Origin of the sequence: Streptomyces solicamelliae, assembly GCF_045348655.1 — a bacterium.
GTDB classification, from domain to species: domain Bacteria; phylum Actinomycetota; class Actinomycetes; order Streptomycetales; family Streptomycetaceae; genus Streptomyces; species Streptomyces solicamelliae.
Genome location: NZ_CP160404.1, coordinates 1,294,818 through 1,309,035, shown reverse-complemented (window position 1 = coordinate 1,309,035; position 14,218 = coordinate 1,294,818). Strand labels below are relative to the sequence as shown.

The 14,218-nt window shown below is 73.8% G+C and carries 14 protein-coding genes; 10 read left to right on the top strand and 4 right to left on the bottom strand.

All coding sequences use genetic code 11. From position 1 onward, the window contains the following. Positions 1-90: 90 nt before the first annotated feature. The 4 genes from ABZO31_RS06065 to ABZO31_RS06050 all read left to right on the top strand — a co-directional run bounded on the left by ABZO31_RS06065 (position 91) and on the right by ABZO31_RS06050 (position 5,447). Positions 91-2,289, top strand: a complete 2,199-nt coding sequence (locus ABZO31_RS06065) for a molybdopterin oxidoreductase family protein (protein ID WP_406859963.1) — start codon at positions 91-93, stop codon at positions 2,287-2,289. 130 nt (positions 2,290-2,419) lie between these two features. Next, positions 2,420-3,859, top strand: coding sequence for a CitMHS family transporter (locus ABZO31_RS06060; protein WP_406859961.1), 1,440 nt, complete (start codon positions 2,420-2,422; stop codon positions 3,857-3,859). Positions 3,860-4,015: 156 nt separating this feature from the next. After that, positions 4,016-4,786, top strand: a complete 771-nt coding sequence (locus tag ABZO31_RS06055) for a hypothetical protein (protein ID WP_406859959.1) — start codon at positions 4,016-4,018, stop codon at positions 4,784-4,786. Continuing rightward, a complete protein-coding gene (locus ABZO31_RS06050) occupies positions 4,773-5,447 on the top strand; it encodes a sortase domain-bontaining protein (RefSeq protein ID WP_406859957.1) in 675 nt (224 codons plus the stop codon). Before ABZO31_RS06055 ends, ABZO31_RS06050 begins: the two co-directional genes overlap by 14 nt. Here ABZO31_RS06050 and ABZO31_RS06045 read toward each other — a convergent pair. Beyond that, complete coding sequence (locus ABZO31_RS06045) at positions 5,431-5,994, bottom strand: spore germination protein GerW family protein (protein ID WP_406859955.1); 564 nt, start codon at positions 5,992-5,994, stop codon at positions 5,431-5,433. The two genes, ABZO31_RS06050 and ABZO31_RS06045, sit on opposite strands and share 17 nt — an antisense overlap. Positions 5,995-6,180: 186 nt before the next feature. Between ABZO31_RS06045 and ABZO31_RS06040 the strand changes: the two genes are divergently transcribed. From ABZO31_RS06040 to ABZO31_RS06030, 3 genes are all read left to right on the top strand, one after another. Beyond that, entirely contained in the window at positions 6,181-6,678 is a 498-nt protein-coding gene (locus ABZO31_RS06040) for a DUF3574 domain-containing protein (RefSeq protein ID WP_406859954.1), read from the top strand. Between the two features lie 106 nt (positions 6,679-6,784). Continuing rightward, a complete protein-coding gene (locus tag ABZO31_RS06035) occupies positions 6,785-8,176 on the top strand; it encodes an aldehyde dehydrogenase family protein (protein WP_406859953.1) in 1,392 nt (463 codons plus the stop codon). Between the two features lie 136 nt (positions 8,177-8,312). After that, positions 8,313-9,407, top strand: a complete 1,095-nt coding sequence (locus ABZO31_RS06030) for a zinc-binding dehydrogenase (protein ID WP_406859951.1) — start codon at positions 8,313-8,315, stop codon at positions 9,405-9,407. 7 nt (positions 9,408-9,414) lie between these two features. Here the strand turns inward: ABZO31_RS06030 and ABZO31_RS06025 are convergent, their stop codons facing one another. Next, positions 9,415-10,164: a DsbA family oxidoreductase gene (locus tag ABZO31_RS06025; RefSeq protein ID WP_406859949.1), complete on the bottom strand. Its 750-nt coding sequence runs from the start codon at positions 10,162-10,164 to the stop codon at positions 9,415-9,417. Between the two features lie 121 nt (positions 10,165-10,285). Between ABZO31_RS06025 and ABZO31_RS06020 the strand changes: the two genes are divergently transcribed. Further along, the gene (locus tag ABZO31_RS06020; RefSeq protein WP_406859948.1) at positions 10,286-10,906 is read left to right on the top strand and encodes a TetR/AcrR family transcriptional regulator; all 621 of its coding nucleotides are present in this window, start codon (positions 10,286-10,288) and stop codon (positions 10,904-10,906) included. Positions 10,907-10,913: 7 nt separating this feature from the next. Here ABZO31_RS06020 and ABZO31_RS06015 read toward each other — a convergent pair whose 3' ends face one another. Further along, entirely contained in the window at positions 10,914-11,567 is a 654-nt protein-coding gene (locus tag ABZO31_RS06015) for a TetR/AcrR family transcriptional regulator (protein ID WP_406859946.1), read from the bottom strand. Positions 11,568-11,645: 78 nt separating this feature from the next. Between ABZO31_RS06015 and ABZO31_RS06010 the strand changes: the two genes are divergently transcribed. Then, positions 11,646-12,797 carry an acyl-CoA dehydrogenase family protein gene (locus tag ABZO31_RS06010; protein ID WP_406859944.1) on the top strand — a complete coding sequence of 384 codons (1,152 nt, stop codon included), beginning with the start codon at positions 11,646-11,648 and terminating at the stop codon, positions 12,795-12,797. Between the two features lie 21 nt (positions 12,798-12,818). Here ABZO31_RS06010 and ABZO31_RS06005 read toward each other — a convergent pair whose 3' ends face one another. Next, positions 12,819-13,703 carry a sigma-70 family RNA polymerase sigma factor gene (locus tag ABZO31_RS06005; protein ID WP_406859943.1) on the bottom strand — a complete coding sequence of 295 codons (885 nt, stop codon included), beginning with the start codon at positions 13,701-13,703 and terminating at the stop codon, positions 12,819-12,821. Between the two features lie 197 nt (positions 13,704-13,900). Between ABZO31_RS06005 and ABZO31_RS06000 the strand changes: the two genes are divergently transcribed. Next, positions 13,901-14,188, top strand: a complete 288-nt coding sequence (locus ABZO31_RS06000) for a YiaA/YiaB family inner membrane protein (protein ID WP_406859942.1) — start codon at positions 13,901-13,903, stop codon at positions 14,186-14,188. The last annotated feature ends 30 nt before the right edge of the window (positions 14,189-14,218 follow it).

The window sequence follows — 14,218 nt, the reverse complement described above, 5'->3', positions numbered from 1 at the left end:
GGCGCCCGTCCTCCGCGCACCCCCTCCCCAGCATGCCTACTGGTCGGTATGCTCCCGCTGTCCGCCCCCCAGGGAACCCCGGGAGAGACCATGTCCACGTCCGCTCTGCGCGTCTGCCCCCTCTGCGAGGCCACCTGCGGCCTCGTCCTCACCCTGGACGGCACCCATGTCACCGGCGCCCGCGGCGACCGCGACGACGTCTTCAGTCAGGGTTTCATCTGCCCCAAGGGCGCGGCCTTCGGCGCGGTGGACTCCGACCCGGACCGGCTGCGCACCCCGCTGGTCCGCACCGACGGCGCACTCCGCGAGGCCACCTGGGACGAGGCCTTCGACACGATCGCCGCGCGCTTCCGGCCGCTGATCGAGCAGTACGGGCCGCAGGCGACCGGCGTCGTGCTCGGCAACCCGAACGTCCACACCATGGCCGGCGCGCTCTACCCGCCACTGCTCCTCGGCGCCCTGCGCACCCGCAACGTCTTCACCGCCTCCACGCTCGACCAGATGCCCAAGCACGTCTCCAGCGGCCTGATGTTCGGGGACGCCTTCGCGATCCCGGTGCCCGACCTCGACCGCACCGACCAGCTGCTCATGCTCGGCGCCAACCCGCTGGACTCCAACGGCAGTCTGTGCACCGCCCCCGACTTCCCCGGCAAGCTCCGCGCGCTGCGCCGCCGCGGCGGCACGCTCACCGTCGTCGACCCGCGCCGCACCCGTACCGCCCGGCTCGCCGACCGGCACATCGCCCTGCGCCCCGGTACGGACGCGCTGTTCCTCGCCGCCCTCGTGCACACCCTGTACGAGGAGGGGCTCACCGACCTCGGCCGACTCGCCGAGCACGTCGAGGGAGTCGACGAAGTCCGCGAGGCGATACGGGACTTCAGCCCCGAGGCCGTCGCCGGGGCCTGCGAGGTGGACGCCGACACGATCCGTACCGTCGCCCGCGAACTCGCCGCCGCGCCCACCGCCGCCGTGTACGGCCGGATGGGCAGCTCCACCGTCGCCCACGGCACCCTCGGCAACTGGCTGGTCGACGTCCTCAACGTGCTCACCGGCAACCTCGACCGCCCCGGCGGCGCGATGTTCCCGCTCTCCGCCACCGCCCCCGCGCCCCGTCCCGCCAGCCCCGGCAAGGGCTTCGCCCTCGGCCGCTGGACCAGCCGGGTCTCCGGCCACCCGGAGGCCAAGGGCGAACTGCCCATGGCCGCCCTCGCCGAGGAGATCGAGAGCCCGGGCGACGGCCGGATCCGGGCGCTGATCTCCATCGCCGCCAACCCGGTCCTCTCCGCCCCCGACGGCGACCGCCTCGACCGGGCCCTCGGCGCGCTCGACTTCATGGTCGCCGTCGACCCGTACCTCAACGAGACCTCCCGCCACGCCGACGTCGTCCTGCCCCCGCCGCCGCCCTCGCAGAGCGCCCACTTCGACTTCGCCTTCAACAACTTCGCCGTCCGCAACCAGGCCCGCTACTCGCCGCCCGCGATCCCGCTGGAGGAGGGCCGGATGGACGAGTGCGAGATACAGGCCCGCCTGATCCTCGCCGTCTCCGGCATGCACGGCGCCCAGCCCGAGGCCGTCGACGACCTCGCCATCGACACGACGCTCGCGCGGGCCGTGACGCAGGAGCACTCCCCGCTGTACGGCGCCGACCCGAAGGAGCAGGCCAGGCTGCTCACGGGCCGGACCGGCGCCGAACGGCGGCTCGACATGATGCTGCGCCTCGGCCCGTACGACCTGACCCTCGAGGACCTCCGTCAGGCCCCGCACGGCCACGACCTCGGCCCGCTGAAGCCTCGCCTGCCACAGCTGCTGAAGACCCGCAGCGGCCGTGTCGAGCTGCTGCCCGCGCCGATCGCCGCCGACCTGCCCCGGCTGCGCGGGGCGCTCGCCGCCCCGCCCGCCCCGCTCGTCCTGGTCGGACGTCGCCATCTGCGCTCCAACAACAGCTGGCTGCACAACGTGCCCGCCCTCGTCGGCGGCACCAACCGCTGCACGCTCCAGGTCCACCCCGAGGACGCGGTCCGGCTCGGCCTGGACGACGGGAAGCCCGCCCGGATCGCCGGCGACGGCGGCGCGCTGGAGGTCCCGGTCGAGGTGACCGACGCCGTACGGCCGGGTGTCGTGAGCCTGCCGCACGGCTGGGGCCACGACCGGCCCGGTACCCGCCTCGGCGTCGCCCGGACCAGCCCCGGCGTCAACGTCAACCAGCTCCTCGACGGCAGCCGGCTCGACCCTCTGTCCGGCACGGCGGTGCTGAACGGGTTCCCGGTCGAGGTGACCCCCGTGGCGTGACCCCGCCTGTGACCTGGGGTTTTGCTCTTATTGCTCACGGGCCGACGTCTTGCTGACGGGCGAAGGGGGCACCTACGGTCGTCCGGACCGCCGCTCGGCGGTGTTCAAGGGTGAACGTGAGGTGTCCTCCATGCTGACCGTCCTCGGTTTCGGCATGATCGCGACCTTCCTGGTCCTGATCATGATGAAGAGGATGTCGCCGATCGCGGCGCTCGTCCTCATCCCCGCGCTCTTCTGCGTCGTCGTCGGACAGGGTGCACAGCTCGGTGACTACGTCATCGACGGCGTCGGCAAGCTGGCGCCCACCGCGGCCATGTTGATGTTCGCGATCGTCTACTTCGGCGTGATGATCGACGTCGGTCTGTTCGATCCGATCGTCCGCGGCATCCTCCGCTTCTGCAAGGCGGACCCGATGCGCGTGGTCGTCGGTACGGCGGTGCTCGCCGCCATCGTCTCGCTGGACGGCGACGGCTCGACCACGTTCATGATCACCGTCTCGGCGATGTATCCGCTGTACAAGCGGCTCGGGATGAGCCTGGTCGTGATGACCGGCGTCGCCGCGACCGCCAACGGCGTGATGAACACGCTCCCGTGGGGCGGGCCGACCGCCCGCGCCGCCACGGCGCTCAAGCTGGACGCCGCCGACATCTTCGTCCCGATGATCCCGGCGCTCGGCGTCGGCCTGCTGTTCGTCTTCGTCCTCGCGTACCTCCTGGGCCTGCGCGAGCGCAAGCGGATCGGGTACCTGACGCTGGACGAGGCGCTGGAGACGGAGCCGGAGACCGTCCTGGTCGCGGCGGGCGGCGGCGGCACCGGCGAGCGGAAGGCCACCATGGGCGGCGCCGGCCTCCCGGAGGCCCCGAAGGCTCCCGAGGGGCCCGCGGCTCCCAAGGGCCCCGAGGCTTCCGAGTCCTCCGAGGACGGCGGTTTCCGGGGTCTCGACCCGAACCGCCCGACCCTGCGCCCCAGGCTGTACTGGTTCAACGCCGGCCTCACCGTCGCGCTGCTGGCGGCGATGATCCTGGAACTCATGCCGATCCCGGTGCTGTTCCTGCTGGGCGCGGCCCTCGCGCTCACCGTCAACTTCCCGAAGGTCGCGGACCAGAAGGCGCGGATCGCCGCCCACGCCGACAACGTCCTCAACGTGTCCGGCATGGTCTTCGCCGCCGCCGTCTTCACCGGCGTGCTCACCGGCACCGGCATGGTGAAGCACATGGCGGACTGGCTCGTCGGCGCGATCCCCGAAGGCATGGGCCCGCACATGGCCCTGGTCACCGGCGTGCTGAGCCTGCCGCTCACGTACTTCATGTCGAACGACGGCTTCTACTTCGGCGTGCTGCCGGTCCTCGCCGAGGCGGGCGCCGCGCACGGCGTCTCGCCGCTGGAGATCGCCCGGGCCTCGCTCGTCGGCCAGGCGCTGCACATGTCGAGCCCGCTGGTGCCCGCCGTGTACGTGCTCGTCGGCATGGCGAAGGTGGAGTTCGGCGACCACACCCGGTTCACCGTGAAGTGGGCCGCGCTGACCTCGCTGGTGGTGCTCGCCGCCGGCCTGCTGTTCGGCATCATCTGACCCGCCCGGGGAGGGGCGTGCCCGCGCGGCCATCGGCCGAACGGGCGGACTGCGGAGGGTGGCTCGCGTTGCGGCCACCCTCCGTAACAATCTTGTGACGGATAGTCAGATCATGGGTTGATCCATCCGACGTCCCCACGGCTGGAGGAATTCCGCATGCCCGTCCGCCCCCCGAAGCCCCCGCTCCCGTCGCAGCCCCCGAGCCCCACGAAGCCCCTGCGGTCCCCGTCCTCCCTGCGGCCCCTGCTTCCCCTGCCTTCCCTGCGGTCCCGCGGCGCGCTCACCGCCGCCTCCGTCGCCGCCCTCGCCGTGTGCGCGGCCGTCCCGGCCCCCGCCGCCGGCGCCCGCGCGCCCGTCCCGGGCGAGGGTGGCGACGTACGGATCCACGGGGTCGGCACGCCGTACGACGATCCGCGCACCGAGTCCCGGGTCTGCGCGTTCTACCTCACCGCCACGGGCTTCGGCGCCCTCGACGCGGTCTCCTGGACCATCGCCCCGCAGCCGCACGAGGCCGACGGGCACACCGTCGCCGGCCGCATCGGACTCATGGGCGGCAGTGGCCAGTCCAGCCGCCTCGCCCTCCCGGACGGGACGTACCGGCTCGGCTGGGCGGCCCGCGAGGGCGCCGAAGGCGTGGGTACCCACCAGGCGTTCACCGTCTCCTGCCCCCGCGCGCAGGCCGCCGGAGGCGACGCCAAGAACGGCAACGCCGCCCCGCCGCACGCCCGCGTCGCCGCCGCGCCCGCCCCCGCGCCCGTCGAACTCGCCGGCTCGCTGGAGGAGCAGGTTCCGGCCACGGCCGCCGACGAACCGGCCGACGACAGCACCCTCTTCGGCCTCGGCTCGGGCATCGCCGCCCTGCTCGCCGGCATCGCCGGACTCGTCCTCGCCCACCGCACCCGGCGCCGCGACGATGAGCCCGCGTAGCGCCCGGCCCGCGTCCGGCCGGCGCCGCCGGCTCCGGCTCGCCCGCACCGCGGTGCTCGGCACCGTCCTCGTCGCCGCCGTCTGGTGGTCCGTGACGGAGGACCCGGAGGCCCCGGGAGAGGTCACCGCTCCGGCCGCCTCCGCCGTCCGCGCGGACCACAAGCCCGGGGCGGGCGATTCCGGAGCCGGTACGTCCGGAGCCGACGCGTCCGGCGTCCGGGCGCCAGGACGCTCCCGCCCCACGCTCCTCGCGCTCCCCGGGATCACCGTCGAGGCCCCGGTCGTCGCCCTGCCCCGGGCCGCGGCCGGCCCGCCCGCGGCCCCGGCGCTGCACGACCCAGAGGCCGTCGGCTGGTACGCGCACGGCCCCAGCCCCGGCGAGCCGGGCACGGCCGTCGTGGTCGGCCACGGCGGGACCGGAGACGGGCCCGCCGTCCTGCACGGGCTCGCCGCGCTGCAGCGCGGCAACACCGTGCGGGTCACCCGCGCCGACGGGCTCACCGCCGTCTTCACCGTCGACGAGGTGCGCGCCCACGCCCTGCAGCATCTCCCCGCCGGGGAGACCGGCCGGGGCGCACCCCGGATCCGGCTGATCGCCGTCGACGCCGGTTCCGCCGTCGACGTACGGGGTCACCTCACGGAGGTCACCCGCGAGAGATGAGCCGTCTGCAGCGCCCCGCCGCCGGGCGCCGGGCGGCGAGGGCGCGGACCGTCCGCGCGACGATCACGGGCCCCGCCGCCGGACGCCGGTCGGCGAGCGTGCGGATCGTCCGCGCGGCGATCAGGGTCACGAGGACGGCCGCGACCGGGCCGGCCGCCTCGACCCAGGGCCGGCGGATCGGCCGGTACACGGCGACGCCGTCGCCGATCTCGATGTAGCCCAGCGGTTTCGCGGCCGCGCCGCCGCCCCCGCCGCCGCCCTCGCCGGTCTTGTCCGCGCTGTTCTCCCGCCCGGTGCCGCCGCCGAAGCCGTACGCGCACTCGGCGACCGGGATCACGGTGAGGCCGTCGCGGGTCACCGGCTCGCCGAAGACGGTGGTGACCGACGCCGTGCCGCCGAGCCGCTCGGCCAGCCGCTCCAGGATCGCCGCGGCCGTCTCGGACGCCCGGTGCGGGACCTGGGCGGCCACGTCCTCCGGGAGCCCGGGCGGCGTCCCGGCCGCCGCCGTCTCCTCGGGTGTTCCGGAGTTCTTGTCGTGTCCGGTCATCGGGGGCCTCCCGGGTCGGGTCGACTGGCGTGCACAGGGGTCCTTCCAGCATGCCGCCGTCCGGCCGCCCCACCGCAACCCCTCGTGCGGCAGGCGGCGGACGCGCGGGACGTCGCCCACCTGTGAGCGCCCGAGCTGACACAGTGTGTGACGACCAGTCACCACACCGTCACGCAGGGATTCTCCATGGCTCGTTCCCTCCCGTCCGCCCGCTCGCGCACCCGTCTCGCCCTCGCCGTCGGCGGCGGTCTGCTCCTGCTCGGCGGCGCGCCCGCCGCGTACGCCACCCTCGGCACGGAACCGGCCGCTCCGGGGGCGGTCGGCCCCTCGGTCTCCGCCGCCACCGTGCGCGGCAAGGCGTACCAGGAGACCCGGCTGCTGTTCGGCACCGAGCGCCCCGACGGCGGCCCGGCCGTCACCGACGCCCAGTTCATGGCCTTCGTCGACCGGGAGGTCACCCCGCGCTTCCCGGACGGCCTGACCGTCCAGGACGGCCGTGGACAGTGGCGGGACCGGAACGGCACCATCGAGCGGGAACGCAGTTACGAGCTGATCCTGCTGTACCCCCGGACGGAGGCCGGGGTGCGCGATCCCCTGATCGAGCGAATCCGGGACGCGTACGAGACGGCCTACGCGCAGGAGTCGGTGGGGCGGCTCGACGGACCGGTCCGGGCCGACTTCTGAGACCTGGGGCACGTCCGGAGGCTCTGGCGCCCGAAAACTATCAGCGCTAGTTTGGGTTGCCGGGCGAGCCCGCCGGAGCGCGGCCCACGACGAAGGAGAGCAGCGGATGAAGGCCCACGACGCCCTGTACATCGACGGAGCCTGGCGTCCCGCCGCCTCGGCCGAGACCCTCGCCGTGCTGAACCCGGTCGACGAGCAGGTTGTCGGACACGTCCCGGCCGGCGGCGCCGAGGACGTCGACGCCGCGGTACGCGCCGCCCGCGCCGCGCTCCCGGGCTGGGCCGCCACCCCGCCCGCCGAGCGCGCCGCGTACCTCGGCGCGATCCGCGACGGGCTGCGGGAACGGGCCGCGGAGATCGCCGCCACCGTCACCGCCGAGCTCGGCGCCCCGGCGAAGATCGCCGACCTGGTGCACACCCGGCTGCCGATCGCGGTCGCCGACTCGTACGCCGAACTGGCCGCGACGCACTCCTTCGAAGAGAAGGTCGGCAACTCGGTGGTGTACTCCGAGCCGGTCGGCGTGGTCGGCGCGATCACGCCCTGGAACTACCCCCTGCACCAGATCGTCGCCAAGGTCGCCCCGGCCCTCGCCGCCGGCTGCACCGTCGTGGTCAAGCCGGCCGAGGACACCCCGCTGACGGCCCAGCTGTTCGCCGAGATCGTCGACGCCGCCGGGCTCCCCGCCGGTGTCTTCAACCTGGTCACCGGCCTCGGCCCGGTCGCCGGCCAGGCGCTCGCCGAGCACGCCGGCGTCGACCTGGTCTCGTTCACCGGCTCGACCGCCGTCGGGCGGCGGATCGGCGCGGTGGCCGGCGGCGCGGTCAAGCGGGTCGCCCTCGAACTCGGCGGGAAGTCCGCCAACGTGATCCTGCCCAGCGCGGACCTGGCCAAGGCGGTCTCCGTCGGCATCGCCAACGTCATGGCCAACTCCGGCCAGACGTGCAGCGCCTGGACCCGGATGCTGGTCCCGGCCGCGCGGTACGAGGAGGCCGTGGCCCTGGCCGCGGAGGCGGCCGCCAAGTACGTGCCCGGCGAGCGCCTCGGCCCCCTCGTCAGCGCCCGGCAGCAGGAGCGGGTGCGCGGTTACATCGAGAAGGGCGTCGAGGAGGGCGCCCGGCTCGTCGCCGGCGGCGCCGAGGCCCCGCTGGAGACCGGGTACTACGTGTCCCCGACCGTCTTCGCCGACGTCACCCCCGGGATGACCATCGCCCAGGAGGAGATCTTCGGCCCGGTCGTCTCGATCCTGCGGTACGAGGACGAGGCCGACGCCCTCGCGATCGCCAACGGCACCCCGTACGGGCTCGGCGGCGCGGTCTGGGGCGAGCCGGAGGAGGCCGTCGCCTTCGCCCGCCGCCTGGACACCGGCCAGGTCGACATCAACGGCGGCCGCTTCAACCCGCTCGCGCCCTTCGGCGGCTACAAGCAGTCCGGCGTGGGCCGGGAGCTCGGCGCGCACGGGCTCGCCGAGTACCTGCAGACCAAGTCGCTGCAGTTCTGAGCAGGCTGAGTCCCTCCGGTTCCGAACAGGCCGGAGTCGCTCCGGTTCAGCGCAGAGCGAGTCGCTCCGGTTCTGGCCGGTTCTCGCCAGGTCTGCCCGACCTGGCTGTCCGTCGCCTATCTTGAGGAGTACGCCCGTGGTCCGCGCCGCCGTTCTGCCCGCCGTCGGTTCCCCGCTGGAGATCACCGGCGTGGTACTGCCCGAGCCCGGCCCCGGGCAGGTGCGGGTGCGCCTGGCCGCCGCCGGGGTCTGCCACTCCGACCTGTCCCTGTCCAACGGCACGATGCGGGTGCCGGTCCCCGCGGTCCTCGGCCACGAGGGCGCCGGCACGGTCGTGTCGGTCGGCGAGGGCGTCACCCACGTCGCACCCGGCGACGGTGTGGTGCTCAACTGGGCGCCGTCCTGCGGTGCCTGCCACTACTGCGTGATCGGCGAGGTCTGGCTCTGCGCCGACGCCCTGACCGGCGCGGGCCGGGTGCACGCCGTCGCCGAGGACGGCAGGGAGCTGCACCCCGGCCTCAACGTGGCCGCCTTCGCCGAGGAGACCGTGGTCCCCGCCACCTGCGTGCTCCCGGCCCCGGACGGCGTGTCCCTGGAGGACGCCGCGCTGCTGGGCTGCGCGGTGCTCACCGGCTGGGGCGCGGTGCACCACTCCGCCCGGGTCGGGGAGGGCGAGTCGGTGGTGGTGTTCGGCGTGGGCGGCGTCGGGCTCGCCACCCTGCAGGCGGCCCGGATCGCCGGGGCCGGCCCGATCGTCGCGGTCGACGTCTCGCCGGAGAAGGAGGCCCTGGCGCGGGCGGCCGGGGCGACCGACTTCGTCCTCGCCTCCGGGACGACCGCCAAGGACGTCCGGCGGCTGACCGGCGGGCGGGGCGCGGACGTGGCCGTCGAGTGCGTCGGCCGCGCCGCCACGATCCGTACCGCCTGGGACTCCACGCGGCGCGGCGGCCGCACCACGGTCGTCGGCATCGGCGGCAAGGACCAGGAAGTCACCTTCCACGCCCTGGAACTGTTCCACTGGGGCCGCACCCTCTCCGGCTGCGTCTACGGCAACTCCGACCCGGCCCGCGACCTCCCGGTCCTGGCCGAGCACATCCGGGCCGGCCGGCTCGACCCGGGTGCCCTGGTCACCGAGCGGATCACCCTGGACGGCATCCCGGGCGCCTTCGACAACATGCTCGCCGGCAAGGGCGGCCGCGCTCTGGTCGTCTTCCCGCGCCAGGAGGCCTGAGCGGGGATCAGTTTGTCGCGGCGGCCCGCAGCAGGAGGTCCTCGTACACCGTCGGGTCGTCGCTCTTGATCACCGGCCAGCCGACCCCGTACGCGCCCTCCCAGCCCACGTCCACGCCCGGGTTGGCGTGGTCCGTGCCGTCCGGCAGGAACAGGTGTGGGCTGCAGGTGATCGCGTCGGTGGCCGACAGGGCGGCGTGGGACGACAGTTCCGCGCGCGCCCGGCCGTCGTCCAGCGCCGCGGCGAGGGCCGTGACGTCGACCGCACCCGTCGCGGCGGCCACGTCGAGGATCACCTTCCGGTTGCTGACGCACCGGGACTCGGCCCAGAACGCTCGGCGCAGGCCGAGGTCGAGCTGCTCCGAGGCGTGCAGGCCCTGCTCCTTGGCGGCCAGCACCGCCTCCAGGGCGGGCAGGGTCGTGGAGGGGTACAGCCAGTCCTTCGCCTGCCACAACTGCCAGCCCGCACCGGGCTCCAGGCTCGCCATCCGGGCCACCTCGCTGTCCGTGCCCGGGCGCGGGCTCGGGGCGTCGTTCAGCAGCTCCAGCGGGAAGGCGCGCAGATCGAAGCGGACCCGGTTTTCGAGGCCGAGCCGGGCGCGGGCGGTGTGCAGCCGGTGCACGGCGATGTGTGCGAACGAGCACCAGATGTCGGCGTAGACGGTGACGACCCCGGCGGGCGGGACTGCAGGGGCGACAGAGGTGACAGAGGTGACATCAGCGACAGGGGCGGTCGAGGCGTCGGTACCACAGGACATGTGTCTGGATCTCCCTAGGAGATGAGGTAGGTAAGTGGACGTAGTGTCCACTTAGGCTCCCATGGTCGAGTCAAGCGGACAAGGTGTCCACTTAATTTCGGTGAGGAAGTAGGGTCGGCCCATGAGCGAGAGCGAGGGAGCGCCCCGGAAGAGGGGTGAAGCCGGGTCCCGGGCGGATGCCGCGCCGCGCCGGCGCGCGGACGCGGTGCGCAACCGTGAGCAGATCCTGGCCGCCGCCGAGCGGCTCTTCGCGGAGCGCGACCCCGGCGCGGTCACCATGGACGCCGTCGCGAAGGCCGCCGGTGTCGGACGGGCCACGCTGTATCGCAGCTTCCCCGACCCGTCGTCGATCGCGGTGGCCCTCCTCGACGAGCACGACCGCCGGCTCCAGCAGCAACTGGTGTACGGCCCGCCGCCGTTGGGCCCGGGTGCGCCGCCCGCCGAGCGGCTCGCCGCCTTCTATCTCGCGATGCTCGACCTGCTGCGCCACCACCTGCCGCTCGCGCTCGGCGCGGAGACCGGGCAGGCCCGGTTCGAGACCGGCGCGTACGGCTTCTGGCGGGTGCACGTCCGCTCGCTGCTGGTCGACGCCGGAGCGCCCGACCCGGACGCGGTGATCGACCTCGTCCTGGCCCCGCTGGCCCCCGAGCTCTACCGCTTCCAGCGCTTCGACCGCGGCCTCGCGCACGACCGGATCGCGGACTCCCTCACCCGGCTCGCCCGGAGCCTGCTGGCCGGCTGAGGCCCCGTCACCCGAGCGGGCGGGCCGCGTACTGCAGCGCCAGCCCGTCGAGCAGAGCCTTCAGGCCCGTCTCGAACGCCCGGTCGTCGACCTTCTCCTGACGCTCCGCCAGCAGGTGGGCCTGGCCCAGGTGGGTGTAGTCGGCCGGGTCGTACGCGGACGCGTCGTCGACGAAGCCGCCGGCGAAGGAGCCGAGCGCCGAGCCGGTGATGAAGTACCGCATCAGCGCGCCGATGGAGGTGGCCTGCGCGGGCGGCCAGCCGGACCGGACCATCGCGCCGAAGACCGCGTCCGCGACGCGCAGGCCGGCCGGGCGGCGGCCCGGACCCTGGGCCAGCAGCGGAACCATGTGCGGGTGGTCGGCGAGCGCGGACCGGTAGGACAGGGCCCAGTCGTGCAGCGCGGTGCGCCAGTCCCGGACGTCCGTCTCGTCGAACATCGACACATCGATCTGTGCACTGACCGCGTCGGCGACCGCGTCCAGGATCTCGTCCTTCGTGCGGAAGTGGTTGTACAGGGAGGGTCCGCTGACGCCCAGCTCCGCCGCGAGCCGCCGGGTGGACAGGGCCGCGAGGCCCTCGGCGTCCACGAGCGCCGCCGCCGTCTCGACGATCCGGTCTCTGCTGAGGAGGGGCTTGCGCGGTCGGGCCATGGCGCACATAGTAGGCGGGGCCAGTAAAACTAGCAGTGGTAATTAAAGGGGCGGGAGACCGATCCCCGGGACCCGGTGGGGTGGCGTGTGAACCTGGAACTCAGCGAGGAGCAGGAAGCGGTGCGGCGGCTCGCCGCGGACTTCGTCGCGCGCGAGGTCGCCCCGTACGCGACTGCCTGGGACCGGGCCGAGGAGGTCGACCGGGGGATCGTGAAGAAGCTCGGCGATGTCGGCTTCCTCGGGCTGACGGTCCCGGAGGAGTACGGCGGCTCCGGCGGTGACCACCTCGCGTACTGCCTGGTCACCGAGGAGCTCGGGCGCGGCGACTCGTCCGTGCGCGGCATCGTCTCCGTCTCGCTGGGCCTGGTCGCCAAGACCGTCGCGGCCTGGGGGAGCGAGGAGCAGAAGCGGGAGTGGCTGCCGCGGCTCTGCTCCGGCGAGGCGGTCGGCTGCTTCGGTCTGACCGAGCCCGGCACCGGCTCGGACGCCGGCAACCTCGCCACCCGGGCGGTCCGCGACGGCGACGCGTACGTGATCGACGGCGCGAAGATGTTCATCACCAACGGCACCTGGGCCGAGGGCGTGCTGCTGTTCGCCCGCACGAACGACACCCCCGGCCCCAAGGGCGTCTCCGCCTTCCTCGTCCCGGCCGACGCCCCCGGCCTCACCCGCCGCCCCGTCCACGGCAAGCTGGGCCTGCGCGGCCAGGCCACCGCCGAGCTGGTCCTGGAGGGCGTCCGCGTGCCCGCCTCCGCGATGCTCGGGCCCGAGGGCAAGGGCTTCTCCGTCGCCATGTCCGGCCTGGCCAAGGGCCGGATGTCGGTGGCCGCCGGCTGCGTGGGCATCGCGCAGGCGGCGCTCGACGCGGCGGTGCGGTACGCGGGGGAGCGTGAGCAGTTCGGCAAGTCCATCGCCTCGTACCAGCTGGTCCAGGAGCTGATCAGCGACATCGCGGTCGACGTGGACGCGGCCCGGCTGCTGACCTGGCGGGTCGCCGACCTGATCGACCGCGGCCAGGACTTCGCCACCGCCGCCTCCAAGGCCAAGCTGTACGCCTCCGAGGCCGCCGTCCGCTGCGCCAACAACGCGCTGCAGGTCTTCGGCGGCTACGGCTACATCGACGAGTACCCGGTCGGCAAGCTGCTGCGGGACGCGCGGGTGATGACGCTGTACGAGGGCACCAGCCAGATCCAGAAGCTGATCATCGGGCGGGCGCTCACGGGCGTGTCCGCGTTCTAGCCGGTCGTCCACCCGCCCCGGTCAGACGGTCAGGCCGAGTGCGGCCAGGCGGTCGGGATCGGTGAGGATGTCGAGCGCGGTGACACGGCCGTCCCGGATCGTGAACGACATGACGGACAGCGGCCGGCCGTCCGTGACGGAGACGACGCCGGGGCTGCCGTTGACCAGGACGAGGTGGGCCCCCGCCGCGAAGCGGGCGAAGGTGATCGCCTGGGACGCCACGTCGGCGGCGCCGCGGCGCAGGACGCTCGGTACGAGCGTGCCACCGTCGGAGCGTGCGACGACGTCGGGGTCGAGGAGGGCCAGCAGCGCCTCGAAGTCGCCGCCGCGGGAGGCGGTCAGGAAGGCGTCCACGACATCGCGCTTGCGGGCGTTGTCCGTGTCGGCCGCGAGCGCGGCGCCCTGGACCCGGCGGCGGGCGCGGCTGGCGAGTTGCCGGGTGGAGGCCGCGGTCCGGCCGAGGGCGGGTGCGATGTCGTCGAAGGGCACGTCGAACATGTCGTGCAGGACGAAGGCGAGCCGCTCGGCCGGGGAGAGGGTCTCCAGGACGATCATGAGGGCGATGCCCACCGAGTCGGCGATCAGGATCTCCTGCTCGGGATCGACGCGGCCGAGCCGGGTGACCACCGGGTCCGGCAGTCGTACCGTCCCGTCCTGCTCGGGCAGCGGCTCCTCGCGCCGGGAGGTGCGTGAGCGCAGCATGTCCAGGCAGACCCGGCCGGTGACCGTGGTGAGCCAGGCGCCCAGGTTTCGTACGTCGCCGACGTCGGTGCGGCCGAGCTTGAGCCACGTCTCCTGGACGGCGTCCTCCGCCTCGGCGAGCGACCCGAGCATCCGGTAGGCCACCGCCCGGAGTCCGGGCCGCTCCGCCTCGAAACGGTCGGCCAGAGAAGAGTCCTCGTCCACCTGTCACACCCCCGTGCTCGGATCCGTCGGTCCCGGGACAGACGCTAACGGATCACCGGGAGAGCGCCGGTGGAACGCCGGGACCGTGACGGTGCTCACCCAGGGGGACGGCGCTCACCCGGCGGCCCGTTTCTGAGTACCCGCCTGAGTACGCGCGCGGATGTGGCGCGGGGCACATCCGCCGGATCCTGTCCGGCATGAGCGACGCACCCATCAAGCAGCAGAACACCGCCGCCTACTACATGCAGGCCGTGATCTCCTTCGGGATCGCCCTCGGCGCCGTGGGTCTCGGCATCCTCAACCTGGACGCGGACGTCTGGGTGCGGGCCTTCCTCGGTATCGCGGTCCTGTACCTCACCACCTCGGCCTTCACCCTCGCCAAGGTCGTCCGCGACCGCCAGGAGGCCGGGCAGATCGTCAGCCGGGTCGACCAGGCGCGCCTGGAGAAGCTGCTCGCCGATCATGACCCTTTCACGAAGCTCTAAGCGCTTGCTCAGCTTCGATGTAGAGTGTTC